The 18,728-nt window shown below is 70.5% G+C and carries 15 protein-coding genes; 6 read left to right on the top strand and 9 right to left on the bottom strand.

What is annotated here, in order from left to right; translation table 11 throughout:
• Window positions 1-8 precede the first annotated feature (8 nt).
• Both AC1DOP_RS04990 and AC1DOP_RS04985 read left to right on the top strand, forming a co-directional pair.
• Window positions 9-2,096 carry a hypothetical protein gene (locus AC1DOP_RS04990; RefSeq protein ID WP_477250141.1) on the top strand — a complete coding sequence of 696 codons (2,088 nt, stop codon included), beginning with the start codon at window positions 9-11 and terminating at the stop codon, window positions 2,094-2,096.
• The gene (locus AC1DOP_RS04985; protein ID WP_477250139.1) at window positions 2,093-4,387 is read left to right on the top strand and encodes an SUMF1/EgtB/PvdO family nonheme iron enzyme; all 2,295 of its coding nucleotides are present in this window, start codon (window positions 2,093-2,095) and stop codon (window positions 4,385-4,387) included. The genes AC1DOP_RS04990 and AC1DOP_RS04985 overlap by 4 nt, the downstream gene beginning before the upstream one ends.
• A 140-nt stretch (window positions 4,388-4,527) precedes the next feature.
• On the opposite strand, the gene AC1DOP_RS04980 is transcribed toward AC1DOP_RS04985, so the two are convergent.
• Complete coding sequence (locus tag AC1DOP_RS04980; RefSeq protein WP_477250137.1) at window positions 4,528-6,057, bottom strand: FHA domain-containing protein; 1,530 nt, start codon at window positions 6,055-6,057, stop codon at window positions 4,528-4,530.
• A 103-nt stretch (window positions 6,058-6,160) separates the two neighbouring features.
• Window positions 6,161-7,135 carry a PP2C family protein-serine/threonine phosphatase gene (locus AC1DOP_RS04975; protein WP_477250135.1) on the bottom strand — a complete coding sequence of 325 codons (975 nt, stop codon included), beginning with the start codon at window positions 7,133-7,135 and terminating at the stop codon, window positions 6,161-6,163.
• A gap of 74 nt (window positions 7,136-7,209) precedes the next feature.
• Here AC1DOP_RS04975 and AC1DOP_RS04970 point away from each other — a divergent pair, with 74 nt between their 5' ends.
• Window positions 7,210-7,692: a GNAT family N-acetyltransferase gene (locus AC1DOP_RS04970; RefSeq protein WP_441933326.1), complete on the top strand. Its 483-nt coding sequence runs from the start codon at window positions 7,210-7,212 to the stop codon at window positions 7,690-7,692.
• Here AC1DOP_RS04970 and AC1DOP_RS04965 read toward each other — a convergent pair.
• The 5 genes from AC1DOP_RS04965 to AC1DOP_RS04945 form a co-directional block, all read right to left on the bottom strand.
• Window positions 7,657-8,148, bottom strand: a complete 492-nt coding sequence (locus AC1DOP_RS04965; protein WP_477250132.1) for an SH3 domain-containing protein — start codon at window positions 8,146-8,148, stop codon at window positions 7,657-7,659. The two genes, AC1DOP_RS04970 and AC1DOP_RS04965, sit on opposite strands and share 36 nt — an antisense overlap.
• Window positions 8,141-9,778, bottom strand: a complete 1,638-nt coding sequence (locus AC1DOP_RS04960; RefSeq protein ID WP_477250130.1) for a hypothetical protein — start codon at window positions 9,776-9,778, stop codon at window positions 8,141-8,143. Before AC1DOP_RS04960 ends, AC1DOP_RS04965 begins: the two co-directional genes overlap by 8 nt.
• 13 nt (window positions 9,779-9,791) lie before the next feature.
• Window positions 9,792-12,182, bottom strand: coding sequence for an FtsW/RodA/SpoVE family cell cycle protein (locus AC1DOP_RS04955; protein ID WP_441933321.1), 2,391 nt, complete (start codon window positions 12,180-12,182; stop codon window positions 9,792-9,794).
• On the bottom strand, window positions 12,179-13,156 hold the full coding sequence (locus AC1DOP_RS04950) for a protein kinase domain-containing protein (protein ID WP_477250127.1): 978 nt from the start codon (window positions 13,154-13,156) through the stop codon (window positions 12,179-12,181). Before AC1DOP_RS04950 ends, AC1DOP_RS04955 begins: the two co-directional genes overlap by 4 nt.
• Window positions 13,157-13,260: 104 nt before the next feature.
• Window positions 13,261-13,740, bottom strand: coding sequence for a glycine zipper domain-containing protein (locus AC1DOP_RS04945; protein WP_441933317.1), 480 nt, complete (start codon window positions 13,738-13,740; stop codon window positions 13,261-13,263).
• A gap of 205 nt (window positions 13,741-13,945) precedes the next feature.
• Here AC1DOP_RS04945 and AC1DOP_RS04940 point away from each other — a divergent pair, with 205 nt between their 5' ends.
• Window positions 13,946-15,082 (top strand): metallophosphoesterase, encoded by a 1,137-nt coding sequence (locus AC1DOP_RS04940; protein ID WP_477250125.1) that lies wholly within the window; start codon window positions 13,946-13,948, stop codon window positions 15,080-15,082.
• A 98-nt stretch (window positions 15,083-15,180) separates the two neighbouring features.
• On the top strand, window positions 15,181-16,650 hold the full coding sequence (locus AC1DOP_RS04935; protein ID WP_441933313.1) for a M20/M25/M40 family metallo-hydrolase: 1,470 nt from the start codon (window positions 15,181-15,183) through the stop codon (window positions 16,648-16,650).
• A 35-nt stretch (window positions 16,651-16,685) separates the two neighbouring features.
• On the opposite strand, the gene AC1DOP_RS04930 is transcribed toward AC1DOP_RS04935, so the two are convergent.
• Window positions 16,686-17,057, bottom strand: coding sequence for an Lcl C-terminal domain-containing protein (locus AC1DOP_RS04930; RefSeq protein ID WP_441933312.1), 372 nt, complete (start codon window positions 17,055-17,057; stop codon window positions 16,686-16,688).
• Window positions 17,058-17,335: 278 nt separating this feature from the next.
• Here AC1DOP_RS04930 and AC1DOP_RS04925 point away from each other — a divergent pair, with 278 nt between their 5' ends.
• On the top strand, window positions 17,336-17,635 hold the full coding sequence (locus AC1DOP_RS04925) for a hypothetical protein (RefSeq protein ID WP_477250122.1): 300 nt from the start codon (window positions 17,336-17,338) through the stop codon (window positions 17,633-17,635).
• 3 nt (window positions 17,636-17,638) lie between these two features.
• Here AC1DOP_RS04925 and AC1DOP_RS04920 read toward each other — a convergent pair whose 3' ends face one another.
• Window positions 17,639-18,325: an SOS response-associated peptidase gene (locus AC1DOP_RS04920; RefSeq protein ID WP_477250120.1), complete on the bottom strand. Its 687-nt coding sequence runs from the start codon at window positions 18,323-18,325 to the stop codon at window positions 17,639-17,641.
• Between the last annotated feature and the right edge of the window lie 403 nt (window positions 18,326-18,728).

Here is an 18,728-nt window from a genome sequence, read left to right as displayed (position 1 = left end):
GAGTCATCATGTTGAAGATGTTCGGAACCGGCGGGTCGGAATGCCCTCGCTGCGACGCACGCAATGGCGGTGCGGCGAGCTATTGCGGGTCCTGCGGCCTGCTGCTGGGCGCGCCGCGCCACAAGGCCGTGCTGGTCGAGAACCGCTGGGCGCCCGGCCCGGACGAACTGGCCGTGTTCTTCGGCGTGCGCGACCTGTCCGGCATCTTCGTCAAGACCCTGCACGTGCCGGCCACCGCCCGCGCCTACATCCTGCAGGGCGAGCAGGCCACCGAGGTGCCGCAGGGCGAGTACGAGATCGAAGGCTTCTTCAGCCGCCTGAACAACCTGCTGCGCGACCAGCATGCCGAGATCCTCGTCACCCGCAGCGGCGCGCTGCCGGTCGAATTCTCGCTCGAAGGCCTGGCCACCTGCGAGCACCTGCGGGTCGATGCCACGCTCACGCTGTCGCTGCGGATCGAGAACGTGCCGGCCTTCGCGCGCCACTTCATGACCATGCCGGGCACGATCAAGGACGTCCAGCTGCGCGAATTGCTGGAAGCGCCGCTGGCCCAGCTGGCCCGCGAATTCGTCGCCGCGCGCTCCTTGCGCGAGATGGCGGGCCGCCGCGAGCTGCGCCTGGAACTCGACCAGCACCTGCAGGGCGGCCTGGCGCTGCTGCTGTCCCAGTACGGGCTGGCGGTGGTGCGGGTCGACACCATCGCCCTGCGCCACGACAAGTTCGATGCGAACCGCGCCGAATTTGGAAAACTCATCGGCACTCTGTGGCTGGCCGCCGACGAGCAGCGCGTGCGCCTCGAACACGCAAAGCAGCTCGACGAACTCTACGGCGAAGAAGAGTGGAACCGCATCCGCCGCGAGGAGCAGGAAGGCCGCCTGCGCCATCGCCGCGCCGAGCTGCGCCAGGACGAGAGCCTGGAGCGGGCCGGACTCTCGCTCAAGAATGCCGAGCGCGCCCAGGCGATCCGCGCGCGCCAGATCGAGCTGTACGGCCGCATCGTCGAATCGCGGACCCGCAAGCAGGCGATCGAACGCGGCGCCGTCGACGCCGTGGCGGCGCTCGAACACGAGTTGGCCGGCAAGCGCGGTGCGCGCCGCGACGAGGCCGGGCAATGGCAGCAGCTGCGAGAGCTGGCCGCGATCCACATGCGCACCGAGCTGGAAGTGGCGCAGCGGGATGCGGCCGAGGCGCGCGCCGTCGCCCAGCAGCGCTTCACCCACCAGCTGCTGCAGCAGCAGATCCGCAACAAGATCGAGCAGGCGCGCGGCATCGAGGACGCCAGCCGCCAGCGCGCCGAGCTGGCCCGGCTGCACGAGGCCGAGCAGGCCGCCGCCCGCCGCGCCCGCGAGATCGAGGACGAAGCGCATGCGGGGCGCCTCAAGCTGCTGAAGCTGGAAAACGAGGCCCACAGCCGCGAGGCCGAGCGGGTGCTCGAATGGCAGGATGCCCAGGCGGCGGGGCGGCTGTCGGTGGACGCCGAGCAGGTGCGCCAGCAGGTCGAGACCCTGCGCCGCGGCGGCGCGCAACAGGACGCCCTGGCCCAGCACGAGAAGCTGCTGCGCACCATCGAGGCCGATGCCCTGGTGGCGCGCAACGAGCGCGAAGGCTTGCACGAGCAGCGCGCCCACGAACTGGACCTGGCCCGTCTCGAGATCGAACGCGCCCAGGCCCTGGGAGCGCTGGACGACAGCGCCAAGGTGGCATTGGTGGCGCCGGCCAACGCGGCCCTGCTGGCCGAGGTGATGAAGACCCGCGAGCACGCCGGCATGAGCGCCGAGCAGCTGGCGGCCCTGGCGGGGGTGGTCGGCGCCGGCAATACCGATGCCTGGCGCCTGGCGCAGGAACAGGTCGACCTGGAACGCAGCCGCCGCGATGCCCAGGAAGAGCGCGAGCGCCGCCACCAGCTGGAGCTGCTGGCCCTGCAGAACGACGTCAACAAGACGGCGCTGGCTGCCCAGGCGCAGCTGGGCGCCGGTGTCGCCGGCGCGGTGGCGGCTCACTTCGCCGGGACGCTGAAGGCCTGTGTTCACGCGGAGACCCACCAGGGCGACCGGTTCTGCGCCACCTGTGGCGCCGCGCTGCCGGCGCGGGGATGATGCAGACCGCCATCGACAAGCTGCGCGAGCTGCGCGCACTGCACGAAGACGGCCTGCTGAGCCGCCAGGAATTCGACAGCCGCAAGAACGCGATTCTCGACGCTGCATATGCGCCGCCGGGCGATACGGCACTCGCCGCCGCCGACGAGCCGGTGCAGGCCGCGGCGGCCGGGCGCGGCACCGAGATCGGCCTGATGGCCGGCCAGGAAGTCGGCCCCTTCGAGCGCCGCTACCGGCTGGATCGCCTGATCGCCCACGGCGGCATGGGCCAGGTGTGGCAGGCCACCGACCTCGCCACCCACGCCGAGCTGGGACACAGCGCCCAGGTCGCGCTGAAGATCCTGCCGCCCCAGCTGACGCAGAACAGCACCCACGCCCGCCTGCTGATCGAGGAAGCGGCGCGCGCCCGCCAGCTCGCCCACGAGCACATCGTACGGGTCTACGACTGGGCCCAGGATCCGGCCACGGCCAGCTATTTCATCATCATGGAATGCCTGGAGGGCGAAGACCTGGAGAGCCTGCTGGCGCGCGAAGGCAGGCTGGGGCTGGAGCGCACGCTACGCCTGCTCGCGCCGGTGGCCGCCGCCCTCGAGCATGCCTGGGAGCGCCACCACCTGGTCCACCGCGACATCAAGCCGGCCAATCTCTTCCTGACCCGCGCCGGCGAGGTCAAGCTGCTCGACTTCGGCATCGCCGCGCGCGCCCGCGGCAGCGGCGGTCCTTCGGTCGAGGCGCCGGCCAGTTCGGGCACTGACGGCTACCGTGCGCCGGAAGCGGGACGCGGGCCGGACCAGGACGCACCGGGACGCGGCCTAGACGTGCATGCGGTGGCGGTCATGGCCTACCGGATGCTCAGCGGACGCCTGCCTTTCGGCGACGGCCAGGCCGGACGCGAGATTCCGGCACGGCCCGATGGTCTCAATGAGGCCCAGTGGGAGGCGCTGCAGACCGGTTTCGCGGCCAACGCCGCCGCGCGCCCCGGCAGCGTGAGCGAGCTGCTGGAGCGGCTGGAGCAAGCCCGGGGGCCGAGCGAAGCGGATCTGCGGGCGCAAGAGGCGGCCGAGCAGGCCGCCCGCGCCGAGCGCGAGACGATGGACGCGGAAGCGCAGCGGCGCGCCCGCGAAACCGAGGCGCGCCGCCGGGTGGAAGCCGAGGCCAGGGCCGCCGCCCAGGCCGCGCTGGACCGACAGCGCCGCGAACAGGAAAGGCTGGCCCGCCTGGCGGCCGAGGAGGCGCGCCGGGTACGCAAGGAAGAGCTGCGGCGCCAGTTGGCGGAGCGCCGCGTCCTCGAAGCGGAAAAGGCGCGCCAGGAGGCCGAACAGGTCCAGCGCAAGCAGGCCCAGGCCAGGGCCGCCGCGGCCTATCTCGCCCAGCAGCAGCGCGCCCGCGTCGAGCAGGCGGCGCGCAAGCAGGCCGAACTCGAAGAACTGATGCCGACCCCGTCCAGTCCAGTGGCCGACCTCGAGGGCGTGCTGCGCGACCGCTTCCTGGACGTCGATGCCAAGGGTCCGGAACTGGTGCTGCTGCCGACCGGGCGCTTCCAGATGGGCTCACCCGAGCACGAGCGCAAGATCGCGATGGAAGCCGGTTCGCAGAAGGGCTGGCTGGCGCGCGAGCTGCCCCAGCAATGGGTCGGCATCGACAAGCCGATCGCCATGGGCCGCTATCCGGTTACGGTGGGCGAATGGCGGGCCTTCGTGCGCGCCACCGGCTGGCGCCAGAGCGGCGAAGTCGACTGGGAAGCGCCGGGCTTTCACCAGACCGACGCCCACCCGGTGGTCGGCGTCAACTGGTACGACGCCCAGCACTACCTGCGCTGGCTCTCCGAGGCGACCGGCCGCAGCTACCGCCTGCCGAGCGAGGCCGAATGGGAATACGCCTGCCGCGCCGGCACCAGGACAGCGTTCAGCTTCGGCGACGGCATTTCCACCGACCAGGCCAACTACGATGGCAACTTCACCTGGAACGGCGGCGCGCGCGGCGAGTACCGCCGCGGCACCACCCCGGCCGGCATGTTCCCGGCCAATCCCTGGGGCCTGTTCGATATGCACGGCAATGTGTGGGAATGGGTGCAGGACGTGGTCCACGACAATTACGAAGGTGCGCCGCTCGACGGTAGCGCCTGGGAAGAGGGCGGCGACCAGGCCCGCCGCATCCTGCGTGGTGGCTCCTGGCTGTACAACCCGCGCTATCTGCGCTCGGCCTTGCGCAATGGCTTTTCAGCAGCCTTGTCGAACGACATCGTCGGCTTTCGCGTCGTGCGCGAGCTGATGTCCACGCGTGTGGGATAATCGGTCACGTGCTTTGTGTGACTGGAGGTTTGCCATGCGCATTCCGGACGACATCCGCATTCCCGTGATCGTGTTTTCCCTGCAGGCAGCCCTGCTGGTGGGCGCAGCCCTGATCTTCCTGGTGTTGCGGCCGTACTGAGTCAGGCGCCGGACAGCTGGGCGGCGGCGCGGCGTTCCGCGCCGCGGGCGCTGCGATAGTCGGGGTAGGAGGTGGCGGTAAAGCGTACCCGGCCGTGAAAACCGGCCAGGCGGTCGAGTGCGGCCGTCGGACCCAGCGGGGTGTCGGCGCCGCTGACGGGATCGCGGTGCCAGAAGCCGCCGTCGCGGTGGAAGAGCTGCGGCAGCACGGCCGCGCGCGGCAGGGCGCTGGCCGTCGTCGCCGGCCCCGGCTGCGTCTCCGGCGCCAGCAGCATGAAGCACTCGGCCGCGCCGCCGGCATCGACACGGTGCAGCACCACGGCATGCGGCAGCAGCGCCGTCACCACCAGCACGGCGATGCCCTTGATGCTGGCGCTCAATTCGATGCGCATGCCCGGCCGCAACGGTACCGGGCTGTGCTTGCCGGGCCAGGCGCCGTCCAGCAGCAGGCCGTAGCGCGACACGTCTTCGATCTCGAATCCCTGCCGGCCGCGGCGAATCACCGCGTGCCGGGCCGAGATGCGCCGCGTCAGGCCCTGGTGTTCGGGACCGTGTTGGCCGTAATGGCACAGCAGCAGGTCTGCTTCGGCTTCCAGCAGCTGCCCGCCGGCGCCGGCTTCCATCCGGCCCAGCACCCATTCGTCGAGGGCAAGCAGGCGCAGGTGGCGCTGCATGCCGGCATCGGGCTCGGCGTAGACGAGGCAGGCGCTGGACGCCGGGCAGGGATGGGCCGGGCGCGTGGCCGGCAGGTCGATCTCGATCAGGTCTTCGTCCCAGGCGATGGTCGGCAGTCCCATGTCGATCTTGCCGTGGGCGGGACCGAACTGCAGCTGGGCGATCGAGGCGTTGCGGGCGTCGATGGCGATGTCGAGCGGACCGGCGGCGTCGAGTCCGTGCAGGCGGGCGATCGAGGCGTCGTCGGCCTGGATGCGAACGTTCTTGCGCGCCGCCAGATAGGTCTGGTGGATCTCGGCGAGCGAGGCGTCGAGGCGCGGCACCATCAGCACCACGGTGGCGACCCAGGTGCGCGCGCTGCCGCGCCGTTCCGGATCGCGTGCATGCAGCTCGACGTCGACCCGGTACTGGCCGTGCTCGCGGCCGCGCGAGGAAAATTCGACGACCACCGGGCGCCAGCCGCCGCGCAGGCTGCGGCTGAAGGTTTGCCGGCCGCCGCCCTGGGGCAGCAGGGCCGATTGCAGCAGCATGGTGAGTTCGCCCGGGACGTCGTCCGGCATGCCGCGCAGTTCCAGCCTGATCGCCTGGCGCCCGCCGGCGGCGCGCGGGTCGAAACCACTGATGTGCAGATGCGGCCGCTCATATTCCCGCTGGGCCGCCGGGGCGCCCGGACGGATCGCATCAAGCGGGTTGCGCCTGGCGCGCACCGTCTGCAGCATGTCGAAGCTGGAGCCGAGGGCGTTCGCCGCCGTGGGCGCGGCGGCGGCCGGCTGGCCGTGGCCATGCGCGCAGGCCTGCTCGCCGGGCATGACCCAGGCGGTGCAGTGCGGATGGTCTGGGCTGCTGCAGCGTTTCATGGTTGCGGGAATAGGCTGGCTGGCGTCGGGAGAAGCTTACGTGATTCTAACGCGAGGCGGCGCGCCGTATTCATCAATAGGCAAGATTTTTTGCTAAAAAGCATCAAATTCCCGGCAGCGCGGTTTCCTCGCGCGCAGCCGTGCCCGGGGCGCGCAGCAGGATGGCCGTCACGTTGTCCGGGTAGAAAAAGGCGGGCGGATGAGCCGCGTAGGCGCGCAGCAGCGCCGCCAGCATGCCGGCCGCATCCAGCCGGCCGCCGAGCAGCTGCGGCCACTGGCTCACCCAGCCATAGGGATCGGAACAGGACCACAGGCCGTCGGTTGCCAGCAAGTAGGTCGCGCCCGGGCGCAGCTGCAGCGTGCGGCGGTCCGGCAGGGCGCACAGCCAGGGCGGCAGGTTCAGCGGCGTCAGCTCGAACAGCGGGTCGTTCAGCTGGGCCGGATTGGCGAAGGCATTCCCGAGGATGAAGGCTTGCGACACTTGCGGCCGGTGCTCGCCATGCACCTGTTGCCACCATTCCTGCTCGTCCAGCATGCCGGCCATCGCGAAGGCGGTGGCGGGCACGTGGTCGACCGTGAGCGGGGCCACGCGTTCGCGCGTGATCTCGTACAGGCGCGAGTCGCCGACGTGGTAGAGCAGGGGCTCGCCGTTCTCCGGCAGCTCGAGCATGGTCAGGGTGGTGCCGGGACGCGGTCCCGTGCCCGCGAGCTGGGCGAAATGGCGCTGCAGGTCGGCGTGCAGCTGGTCGAGGTGGCGGGTCAGCTCGGCGGCCGAATCGCAGGGCGGGATCGCCAGCAGGCCGGCAGCCACGGCTTCCGCCGCTTCGCGCCCGTGGCCGTGGCCGCCCATCCCGTCCAGCACGGCCAGGCGCGCATGGCCTTGCCGCCAGCGTGCCAGCTGGCGGCGCTGCGGCTGCTGGTCCTGCAGCCAGACGGCCTGGCCGGCGGCATCGATCAGCAGCAGATTGTCCTGGTTTTCTTCGCGCAGGCGCGGGCCGGCGCCCAGCCGCGAGGCGGCGGCGACGTCGAGCGCGCCGAAGCGCAGGGAGGACGCGAGTGAGCCTTCGGAAGTCTGCATGCCCCTACTCTAACCGCAAATGGCAAAAAGCCAAGCGACGATTAGCGGTGTTTTTCCCTTACACTAGCCGAACCATGCGCATCCGACCCCTGACATCCGACGACATCCCGGCGGCGGCCAGCCTCCTGCGCGCCGCCGCCGAAGAATTCATCCTGCACGAGTCCAGCCCCGCCAACGCGGCCGCCTTCCTGGCCGCCCAGGGCGAGGAAGGCATGCGCGGCTTCCTGGCCGACGGCTATGTCTACCATGTGGCCGAGGTCGGTGGCGAGCTGGCCGGTTTCATCGCCGTCCGCCAGCGCAGCCACGTCTACAGCCTCTACGTCGACAAGCGCTTCCATCGGCAGGGCATCGCCCGCAGGCTGTGGGACGCGGCGCGCGTAGCTGCGCTGGGGCCGGATCATCCGGGCGCCTTCACGGTCAACTCCTCGAACCATGCGGTGCCCTTCTACGAATCGCTCGGTTTCGTGCGCACCGCCCCGATGCAGGCCAGTACCGTCTGCTACAACCCGATGCGCCTGGCGCTAGGGGCCGGCGGCGCGTTCGTCGACCCGGCGTAGCCACAGGCTGCTGGCCCAGCCTTCGATTTCCTTGCCCTGAAGACGGACGCGCACCTGCCACCAGTCGCCGTCCGCGGCGCCGGTGCGCGTGACCAGGGTCCCGGCCGGCAGCACCGCCAGGCGCGGGGCGCCGGTGGCCTTGGCTGCGCGCAGGTTCAGGTCGTCGACCACGCGGTAGCGCAGCACCGGCATGGCGGGCACGGGCGCAGCCAATGGCAGTGGCGCTGCCGCGAGTGCCGGCGGCGCCGCGGCCGGCAGCAGGGAGGCGAACAGCATGCCGAAGCCCAGCGTGCCGCCGCCGACCAGGGCCAGCGTACCCGCGGTCGGCCGGCGCCACCAGCGGCGCGGGGTCAGCAGGCCGGCCAGCACCAGGGTCAGCACCAGCGCCGCCGCATAGGCCGCGGCCCCTGGCCAGTGGATCGGCGCATTCATGCTCAGGTGCCCGATCTCAGGCATCGAAGCGCAGCACGTAATGGCCGGCCACCAAGTGATGGCCGGGCGGCAGGCGGTAGGGCTGCTCCGGCGTGGCCTCGCCGATCGCCGCGACGAAGCGCAGCTGCTCGTCGAGGTGGTAGAGGGCCTGGGTGGCGCTGGCGCGGGCGATGCGGTAGCCGTCGTCCGCCGCCTCGAAGCTGAAGGCATTGCGCGACAGGCCCAGGCGGTCGGCGCTGGAGGGCGCCGTTCCGGGCAGGGCGCGCAGGAAGTGCGGCGAATCCAGCACGCGCAGGGCCGCCAGCATGGGCGCGCCGCGGCCGAACAGGAAGCGCGCGCCCGGCGCTACCGGCAGGGCCGGCGCCTGCGGCAGGCGCAGCAAGGCGAGGTAACGGTCGGCCATCTCGGGGGCGATTGCCAGCAGATCGACCCTGGCGCCGTCGAGGGGGCTGAAGCTGCCGGGCGCCGTCACCGCCTGGCGTCCCGCGGCCGTCACCGCATGCACGGTGTCGCTGTCGTCGATGGCGAAGCTGAGGATGGCGTCGGCGCCCTGGCTTGAAGGGGCCAGGGCCCGGTTCAGGCCGATCTCCAGCGCCTGGGCCCCGGTTTCGCGGTAGCGCGACAGGCGCGGCAGGGCCAGCGCCGCCAGGGCGACCCGCTGGCGTGCGACCGGGGCGTAGGTGGCGTCGGCTTCGATCGTGGCCGGCGCCGGCTTGGCGAGCGGCACCGCCGTCATGTCGGCTTCAAGGGCCTGGCGCGGCTTCCAGACCGCGGGGCGGGCCGATGGTGCCGATGGCGCCCGGACCGGTGCGGGGATCGGAGCCGGAACCGGGGCCGGAATCGGCGCGGGAATCGGTGCAGGAATCGGCGAAGCCGTCGGCCGGACCTGGGCCGAGGGCGAGGCGGCGGTGCGGACGCCGGGCGCCGGCGAAATCCGCAGCAGCAGGCGCAGGGGTGCGCCGGACGCATCGACGCCGCCGCGGCGCGAGCGGATCGTGTAGTAGCCGGCGGCCTGGTCCCAGCCGCATTCGAAGGCATCCTTGGGCCGCACTTGCACCTCGAGCGTGGCGTCGGGACCGTCGTTGATCAGCAGGATGGCGCCCTCGGCGCCGAAGGGCCAGCCGGGCGCCACGTGGGTCGCCTCGCGTTCGTCGTTGCCGATCAGGGTAAGGCGCTGGTTCGGGTAGACCGGACAGACCGTCTTCCATACCGCGCTGTCGCGCGAGACGCTGACCGTGTACTGCACCTTCTCGCCCGGCGCCGGCAGGTAGACGGCGTGGCCGAAGCGCACTTCGACTTCGCCCGGCGCCAGGTCCTCGGCGCCGACCACGTGGTAGCGTACCTCGTCGCCGCCGAGCAGGTCGCCGAAATCCTTCTGGTGCAGCGCCGCCAGGCCCTGGGCCAGGTCGCGCACGCGGGCGCCGCGCGTCAGGTGGCGGTCGTCGTCGACTTCTTCCTGCGGCAGGGCCAGGGTCACGTGCGAGAAGCAGCGGGTGGCGGCACGTCCGCGCTGTTCGCGCGGGGCGCGCTCCAGCAGGTCGCGCAGCAGCGGGCGGCGCGAGAACAGGGCGAGCCCGGGCGCCTGCCAGATCGCCTCGGGGCTGAACACATCGTTGACCCTGGCAAGGGTTTCGTGCTGGACGTAGACGGGCATGATCGGTTCTCCTCTATGGATGGGCAGGTTCGCTGGCGACGCACAGCGCTAGCAGGGGGCAGATGAAAAACAGCAGGTGCGAGCCGCCGGCCGAGAGAAAACTCATCGGCTGCCCCATGACCGGGAAGATCGCGAGGTTGGTGCCCCACGAGAGCAGCAGGTGGCCAGCCACGAAGGCGGCCCCACCGCACAGCAGGAAGCAGCGGAAGCGCGCCAGCCAGGCCAGGCGGAAGTCGCGCGCGCGGGCGCCCTCCAGCCAGCAGCGCAGCGCCGTGTGCAGCAGCCCGGCGAGGAACAGCGCCTGCAGCGCCCACAGCAGCAGGCCGGCGGCCAGGCCGTGGCGGTTCAGGAAGAAGGAAGGCGCGAAATCGTCCTGCACCGCCGGGATGCGCACCACGGCGCCGGCATCCTGGCCCAGCGCCGCCAGGCCGAAGACGTGGTCGGCGCCGAACCAGCCGCCGCTGGCGATGGCCTGTGCACCCAGCAGCAGCTGCTGGCCGGTATGCGGATGCGAGCCGGGGTCGAGCCAGACCAGGAAGCGGTCGGCATAGAAATTCCAGCGCGCGAACTCGGCCGGGCCGGCCACGCGCAGCAGCACCACACCGGCCACCGCGGCCAGCGCCGTGCCGACGCAGGCGGCGGCCAGCCAGTGCCGGCCGCCGGCCAGGGCGAATGCGAGCGCCATCGCGCATCCCCAGACCGTCAACAGCACCAGCGGCGAGTAGTCGTCGACCTGCACCAGCGCCACCGCCAGCAGCACCAGGAACAGCAGGGCCGGCGCGCCCAGGCGCAGCACGCGCAGCAGCGGGCCGCCAAGGGCCGGCTGGCTGCTCGTCGCCAGCGCCAGGCAGTGGGCGGTGAGGGCGGCCAGCACCAGCTTGGCGAATTCGACCGGCTGCAGGTCGTAGACCCCGGTCTCGTCGCCGAACGCGACCTGCAGCAGCAGGAGCAGCAGGGCGATAGCGCTCAGCACCAGCAGGCCCAGTTCGAGCCTTGCCTGCGGCAGCGGCCGCCGGTGCGGGGCGCAGCGCAGCGCGCGCAGCAGGCCGCAGGCGCCGGCGCCGACCGCCAGCAGGGCGCCGGTCTTGCCGGCATGGCGCAGCCAGGACGATTCCGGCGTGCCCAGGCCGAGTTCGAGCTGCGCCAGCAGGCCGGCCGCGAACAGCAGCACGGCCGCGCCGGCGGCCAGCGAACGGCCGCCCGACAGCCACAGGCACCACAGCGCGGCCCAGGCCACCAGCAGGCCGATGCCGGCGCCGGCCGGCGCGCCGGTCTTCTGCAGGAACATCAGCGCCGCGCCGAGGCCGGCCAGCAGCAGGGAGGCGAGCGCGCCGAGCGTGCGCCGGCTGCCCAGGCGGCGAGCGCCGCCGCCCAGCAGCAGGGCGATGCCGGTGGCCAGCGTCAGTCCGAGCACGCCGGCCAGCGGCAGCATCGCCTGCTCCGGCAGGCGCCAGTGATCGCGCCGCGTCCACGACCAGCTCAGGCCTTCGGGAAGACGCTGCTGGGCTTCGCGGTACAGGGCGACGTGGGAGACCGGCTGCAGGTGCAGCAGGTCGCCGTTGCGTTCCAGCAGGAGGCGGGTGCGGCCCAGCTGGAGGGCGCCGGCGCCCTCCAGGCTCTCCTCGCGCTCGGCCAGCAGCAGGGCGTCATGCGGATGCCCGGCCGGCTGCAGCAGCAGCGGTGCCTGCTGGATGCCGGCACCGCCCGCCAGCAGCATGCCGTTGGCGGTCTGCCGGAGGGTGGCGCCGGGCGCCGCCACGCCGGCGATGGCGATGCGGTTGCCGCAATCCAGGTTGCCGCCGAAGACCAGCGGGCGGTCGAAGCCCAGTGCCGACGGCAGCCAGCGGTTCCAGGCGCCCGCCAGGCGCGCCGCCAGCCGGGTATCCGGACAGTCGGGCTGGGGCCGGCCATCGCGCAGCAGGGTGGCGCCGTCGTAGCGCCATCGGGCCCCGGCGCGCGAGAAGGCGACCCTGCCGGCGTCGACGCCATCGACTTCGAAGCCGGCGGCGCCGAGCTGGAAGCGCTGGCCCTGGGCCAGCAGCACGCTGCCGGCGCGGCGCCGCGTATCGCCATGCTGGACCAGCAGCGCCGTCGAGGCGGCACCGGCGGCCGACCAGGCGCCGCCGGCGTCGCGGCGCAGGCGGATCCGCGCACCCTCGGCCGGCGACAGGCCGAGGGCGGCGCCGTCCAGCGTAAGCTCCTTGCCGGCATCCAGCGCCACCGTGACCCGGGCCGGCATCCACGCCGCCGGCGCGCGCAGCAGGCAGGCCAGCTGCAGGACGCACAGCAGCAGAAGCACGGCGGCGACCAGCGTCCGGCCGCCCCAGACGCGGATGCCCGCGGCCGGCGCGGCCGCGGCACGTGGCAGACCGGCCGCCTGGCGATGGAGCGCGGCGCCGCTCATGCCGCCCTCCGCACGGTTTCATGGGCGCAGGCGCCGCGTGCGCGCTCGATCAGGCGGCTGATCTCGAGGGCGTGGCGGGGGCGCTGTTCCGGTCGCGGAGCCAGCAGGGCGCGCAGCAGGCCGAGGGCCGCCTCGCCGGCAGCACCGCCGGCAAGGCCGGCATGGCGCAGGTAGAGCGCGGCTTCGTCCGGCGCCAGGATGGCTGGCAGGGCGCCGCCGTGCCGCGTGCGCAGGACGGCCGCGCCATCGTTCCCGTGTTCGCGCCAGGCCGTGCCGCAGGCGCTGCAGAAGCGCAGCATCGCGCCGGTGACGAGGTGGTAGAGCAGGGCGCCGAGGGCAAAATAATCGCTGCGCGCATCGGTTTGATAGCGCCCATCGGCATCGGGGAAGAACTGCTCGGGCGCCTGCCAGTTGGCGGTGCCGGCATAGGAATGCGCGGCGCGTTCCGCCAGCGGGCGGTTGGTGCCGAAATCGGCCAGCTTCAGCGCGCCGCCGCGGTCGACCAGCAGGTTGGCCGGTTTCAGGTCGAGGTGGCGCCAGCCGTACTGGTGGACCTTGGCCAGGGCCTGGTTGGCCTGGGCGGTCCAGTCCAGGGCTTGCGGGAAGGAGGGTGCAGCGCCGCGCGCGCGCAGGGCGTCGAGGTGGCGCGCCAGGTCGCCGTCGAGCAGTTCCAGGGCCATCGCCGGCTGGCCGTGGTGCTCGCCGCTGTCCAGCAAGCGCACGATGTGGCGCTGGTCCCAGGGACGCAGCGCCCGCAGGAAGGCGATTTCGGCTTCCAGGCAGGCGCTCCAGCGCGGGCGCTGCGGCGGCAGGGCCAGCGCCATCTGTGCGGTATTGACGAGCTTGAGGACGGCCGGCTGGCCGCCGCCGCAAGGCAGCGCATGCCACAGCAGGCCATAGCTGGAGCCTGCCAGCGGTTCGCTCAGGCGCCAGGCGCCGGCCGTCAGGGTGATGATGTCGCCCGCTTCGAGCATGTGTCCTCCCGATTGGCGGCGGCACAGGCGCCGCCAATCGGGGCTAGCGGGGGGAGGACGAAAAAAAACCGCGCCTGGGCGCGGTTCTCATGGATGGCAAGCGATCAGCGGTGCCAGCCACCGTGGTCGTAGCGGTCGTGGCGGTCGTAGCCGCCGCGGTCATAGTAGCGGCCGCGATCGTAGTAGCGGCCACGGTCATAGTAGGGACGCGATTCCACGTACACCGGGCGCGACTCGACGTAGACCGGACGCGGCTCGTAGTAATAGCTCGGGCGCGATTCCACATAGACGGCGGCAGGCGCCGGCTGGTAGTAGCCGCTCGAGTAGTAATTGTTCGTGTAGCCGCTCGACACGTAGCCGCGATCGCGGTAATAGTAATCGTCGTTCGTGCGCACCGAGTTGCCGACGGCCGCGCCGATCGCTGCGCCGACCAGTGCGCCGTCGCGTCCCGCCGCACCGCCGCCGATGGCTGCGCCGGCCAGCGCGCCGATGACGGTGTTCGCTCCCCGATCTTGAGCCATTGCCGTGGAGGACACGGCGGCCGCGGCCAGGAGTACCGCACCAAAGCATTTTTTGTTCAACATGGCTTTTCCTTCGGCCTCTACGGGGATCAACATGATCGCTACGACGCAAGGCATGACGTCACTATAGCCCCCACCGGCGAGGCTGCCACGGGTGAATACAGAATCTTACACATGCATCAGGCATCGTAACATTTCAGGCGGCAGGGCTTGCACTCGGCCAAGGCTGCCCCATCTAGCTGGGGTCTCTACTTCTTTACACCAGCCCATGGCGCGCCGTCGATCCAATATGTCTGTTCTTGCAATCCTGGTACTGGTGCACCTGTATATCGGCCTGCGCCTGTTGCCCGGCATGAACGCCGGGCTGGTCGGCATATTTCTCGGCATCATCCTGCTGAGCATCTCGGCGGTGCTGGTGCGCATCGGCCTGGTGGCGCCCAGCCTGCGCCGCAGCCGCTGGTCCGGCCCGCTGTCGTGGGCCGGCCTGCTGGCGATGGGCTTCTTTTCCTCGCTGCTGGTGTTGACCTTCGTGCGCGACGTCCTGTTGTTGATCCTCACCCTGGCGGGCGCCGGCAGCCCCGCGCTCGCATTCGACAGCGCCGTCGCCGTGCCCTTGCTGGCCCTGGCCGTCACCGCCATCGGTTTCATCAATGCGCGCCGGCTCGCGCGCGTGGTCAAGGTCGACGTGCCGATCGCCGGCCTGCCGAGGGAACTGGAAGGCTATGCGATCGCCCAGATTTCCGACATCCACGTCGGCCCGACCATCAAGCGCGCCTACCTGAACGCCATCGTCAACAAGGTCAATTCGCTGAAGGCCGACGCCATCGCCGTGACCGGCGACCTGGTCGACGGCAGCGTGCAGCGCCTGGCCATGCATACCCAGCCGCTGGAGCGCCTGGCCGCGCCCGACGGCGTGTTCTTCGTCACCGGCAACCACGAATACTATTCCGGCGCCGAGCAGTGGATCGCCGAGGTGCGCCGCCTGGGCTTGCGCGTGTTGCTGAACGAACACGTGATCCGCCGCCGCGGCCAGGCTGCCGTGATGATCGCCGGCGTGACCGACTATACGGCCCAGCATTTCAACCCCCTGCACAAGAGCGACCCGCAGCAGGCGGCGGCCGGCGCACCGGACGACGTCGCCGTGAAAGTCCTGCTGGCCCACCAGCCGCGCAGCGCGCCGGCGGCGGCCGATGCCGGTTTCGACCTGCAACTGTCCGGCCACACCCACGGCGGCCAGTTCTTTCCGTGGAACCTGTTCGTGCCGCTGCAGCAGCCCTTCGTTGCCGGCCTGAACCGGGTGCGCTCGCTGTGGGTGTATACCAGCCGCGGCACCGGCTACTGGGGACCGCCCAAGCGTTTCGGGGCGCCGTCGGAGATTACGCTTGTGCGGCTGGTGCCCGCGTAACAATCCACCAATTATGTATTTACTGCAATAAATTTCCTAAAACGGCAGCGATTGCGTTATTGTTTCGGTCATTTCGACCCGAAGAAAAGGACAAACGCATGGACCGCCGCATCAGCCTTCCCGCCCTGACCCTCGTCGCTGCCAGCCTGCTGGCCGGCCTCGCGACGGCGGGCAGCGCAAACGCTGCCCCTCCCGGTAACGATCCGGCCGCGCTCGCCAAGGTGCGGGATACGGCGATGCAGAGCGACTATGCCTACCAGCGCCTCGAAGACCTGACCGACCTGGTCGGCCCGCGCCTGTCCGGTTCCGCCGGCGCCGCCGCCGCCGTGTCCCAGGTGGCCGCCGAGCTGCGCAAGCTGGGCGCCAAGGTGACCCTGCAGCCGGTCAAGGTGCCGCACTGGGTGCGCGGCGTCGAGACCGCCGAAGTGGTCGACTACAAGGGCCGTCCGGAAGGCGTCACCCAGAAAGTCGTGCTGACCGCCCTCGGCGGCTCGGGCGCGACCCCGGCGGCCGGCATCACGGCCGAGGTGATCGTGGTGCGCAGCTTCGACGAACTGAAGGCGCGCGCGGCCGAGGTGAAGGGCCGCATCGTGCTGTTCGACGTGCCCTTCGACCAGGACATGGCCGACCGCGGCCTGGCCGGCACCGCCTACGGACAGGCGGTGGCCTTCCGCGGCGCCGGTCCGCGCATGGCGGCCGAGATGGGCGCCCAGGCAGCCCTGGTGCGCGCCGTCGGCGGCGCAGCCTACCGCATCGTGCACACCGGCGCCACCAACTTGCCGGCGGACAAGCGCATCCCGGCGGCCGCGGTCACGATCGAAGACTCGATGCTGATCGCCCGCCTGTCCAAGCGCGGTCCGGTGCGCCTGCACCTGACCCTGACCCCGCAGACCCTGCCGGATGCCGACAGCTTCAACGTGATCGCCGACTGGCCGGGCACCGACAAGGCCGACGAGATCGTGCTGGTGTCGGGTCACCTCGATTCCTGGGACCTGGCCACCGGCGCCAACGACGACGCCTCGGGCGTTGTCAGCGCCATGGGCGTGATCGACACCCTGCGCAAGCTCGACTACCGTCCGCGCCGCACCATCCGCGTGGTCGCCTGGATGAACGAGGAGAACGGCGGCCGCGGCGGCAAGCACTACGACGATGTCAACAAGTCGACGGCGGAAAAGCATTTCGCCGCCTACGAGGACGACAACGGCTCGGGCCGTCCCTTCGGCATTCGCGCAGGCATCGGCCAGCAGTCGGCAAAGCTGTTGGCGCCGCTGCAAGCCGCCCTCTATCCGATGGGCGCGGGCGCCTTCCGCCGTGAAGACGTGGTCGGTGCGGGCGACCTGCACGATCTCGAAGCCTCCGGCGTGCCGAGCTTCGAACCGTGGATCGATTCGGCCAACTACTTCAATTACCACCACACCACGGCCGACACCTTCGACAAGGTCGATCCGGAAAACCTGCGCCGCCACGTTGCCGTCATGGCGACGACCGCCTGGTTCCTGGCGAATATGGACCAGCCGATCGGCCGCTCGAACATCGCCGCGCCGGCAGCCGCTTCCGCCGCCAGGTAAGCGTCTTCACAGGCCGTGACGGATCGGCAGGCGGCTCAACTGCTGCCGATCCGCCGCACGGCGCGCGCGTGGCCGCGGAAGGGGCGGCCATACACGGTCTGGATGCCGCTGGCGAAGTTTTGCCCCCATACCAGCTGTGGCCGGGTATCGTGCTGTTCGCTCGACCAGTACCACACACGGTCGAAGCGTTCGCGCAGGTTGGCGAACAGCAGGGCGAGCTCGCGCCGCGTCGGCAGGTCCGCATCCTGCGAGCCCGCCCATTCGCGGGCCGTCGGCCAGCTCACATCCGATACGTCGTCCGCCAGCAGCACCAGGTGGTAGTCGGCTTCGCCGTCCTTGCCCAGGATCAGCCCGGCATATGCCTCGCCTTCCTTGAGCATTTCTTGAATCCTCAGGTATTCGCCCATCGCGCAATCCTCGCTATGTCTCTTGGTCTGTGTGTTAAGACCATGTTCACAGCGAGTCAGTTTCCGCACGCAATACGACGCAGCTCATAACATCGTGCGCACAAGCTGATCTGTGTCGGGTTCATCCGGCATTTTGTTTGCGTTTAATTACAACAGGAAAGTTTTCATTGGAATGCGTTGAACTCGGACAGTTTCCCTGCGTCAAAGAAGCACGTTAACTTTTTTCGCAAGAAACTTTTTTGATGAAGAAACGCGCTTCTTTTGCTTCGATCATCTGCATGCTGTTGAGCGCATGCGGCGCCGGCGTCACCGACCAGCGTGCCCCGCAAACCCGGGCCCGGACCGCCGGCGACATCATGGACAGTGCCGCCACTGCAGCCGGCGGCGCCGATTCCGCGGCCGGCCAGGCGAGCGGCGCCGCCACCGACGTCAGCACCGAACCCGGCCCCGAGGAAAGCAATCCCCGGCTGGAACAGCAGGCCGAGACTACCCAGCCCCTGGCTGCCACGCCGGCACCGGCCCCGGCGCCGCCGCCCGGGACGCCGAGCTCGTCGCCGGCCGTCATCTACATTAATTGAAAGCTAGGCCTCGTCGTCCTGGTCGTCGAGCGGCCGGGCGATCTGCGGGCCGTCGGCGCTGGCATTGTTGACCTTCTTGCTGACCTTGTACCAGTCGAAGGACTCGGCCGCGACGGCGGCGTGGCGCGCCAGTTCCAGCGCCTGCTGGGGCGTGAGGGCGGGGGACAGCCACAGCGCCGCATCCTCGGCGTTCATGACCACCGGGCGCCGGTCGTGGATGTCGAGCATGCCGCCGGAGGCATCGTCGGTGACCAGCACGAAGCCGGCCTCGGCGCGGTTTTCCTCGAAAGGACCGAAGTTGGCCAGCGCCAGCAGGAACAGCGGTTCGTGGTCCTTGCGGTGGATGTGCCAGGGCTGCTTGTGGCCTTTTTCTCCCGTCCATTCGTACCAGCCCTCGGCCGGCACGATGCCGCGCCCGTTCTTGAGCAGGCGCGACCAGTAGCTGCTGCCAAGCTTCTCGAGGCGGGCGTTGATGGCGATCGGGATCTTGCCTTCGGCCCAACGCGGGCGGTAGCTCCAGAACACGTCGTCGACGCGATGCTCGCCGTCCTGCACATGCAGCACGGGCCGGTAGGTGCCGGGCGCCGCGTTCGTGGTCGGCCCCGATTCGCTGTCGAACACGGCATCGGTCCAGCCGAACACATTGGCGTAGTGGCGCGCGGTCTGGCTTTGGTCAAATCGTCCACACATGGCCGGATGCTACCGTAGTTGCCGGGAATCGGGCGTCCGTTAGCCGGGCAGGGCGCCGAAGCGGAACTTGCAGGAAGGTTGTGCGACCAGGCCGACATATCGGCAGGAAGTTCTTACCTGTTTCGGGACTTGTGGCCGGCGAAGGCGTCCCAACTTCCTGTCATGTTTCGACAGGTAGTCTCCCTGCTTCTTTGTGTCTCCACCTCAGTGATCGGCTGAGAATTCCGCCGCTGTTCGCTTTCGCGACAGCGGCATTTTTTTGGCGCTGTTCGCGCCAAGTGTGGAATCTTTTCTGCAAGCCTGCGGTCCAATGTCGACCTGAACCGTTGACGGAGGCCCCATGCAAGCACGGCAGTTCGAACAGTTCCTGCAACGCCTGTCCTCTCTAACGCGGCGCCAGCGC

This window comes from Massilia sp. 01N410 (genome assembly GCF_056399665.1).
The sequence above is the reverse complement of the archived record's forward strand: the minus strand, read 5'-3'. Positions and strand labels throughout refer to the sequence as shown.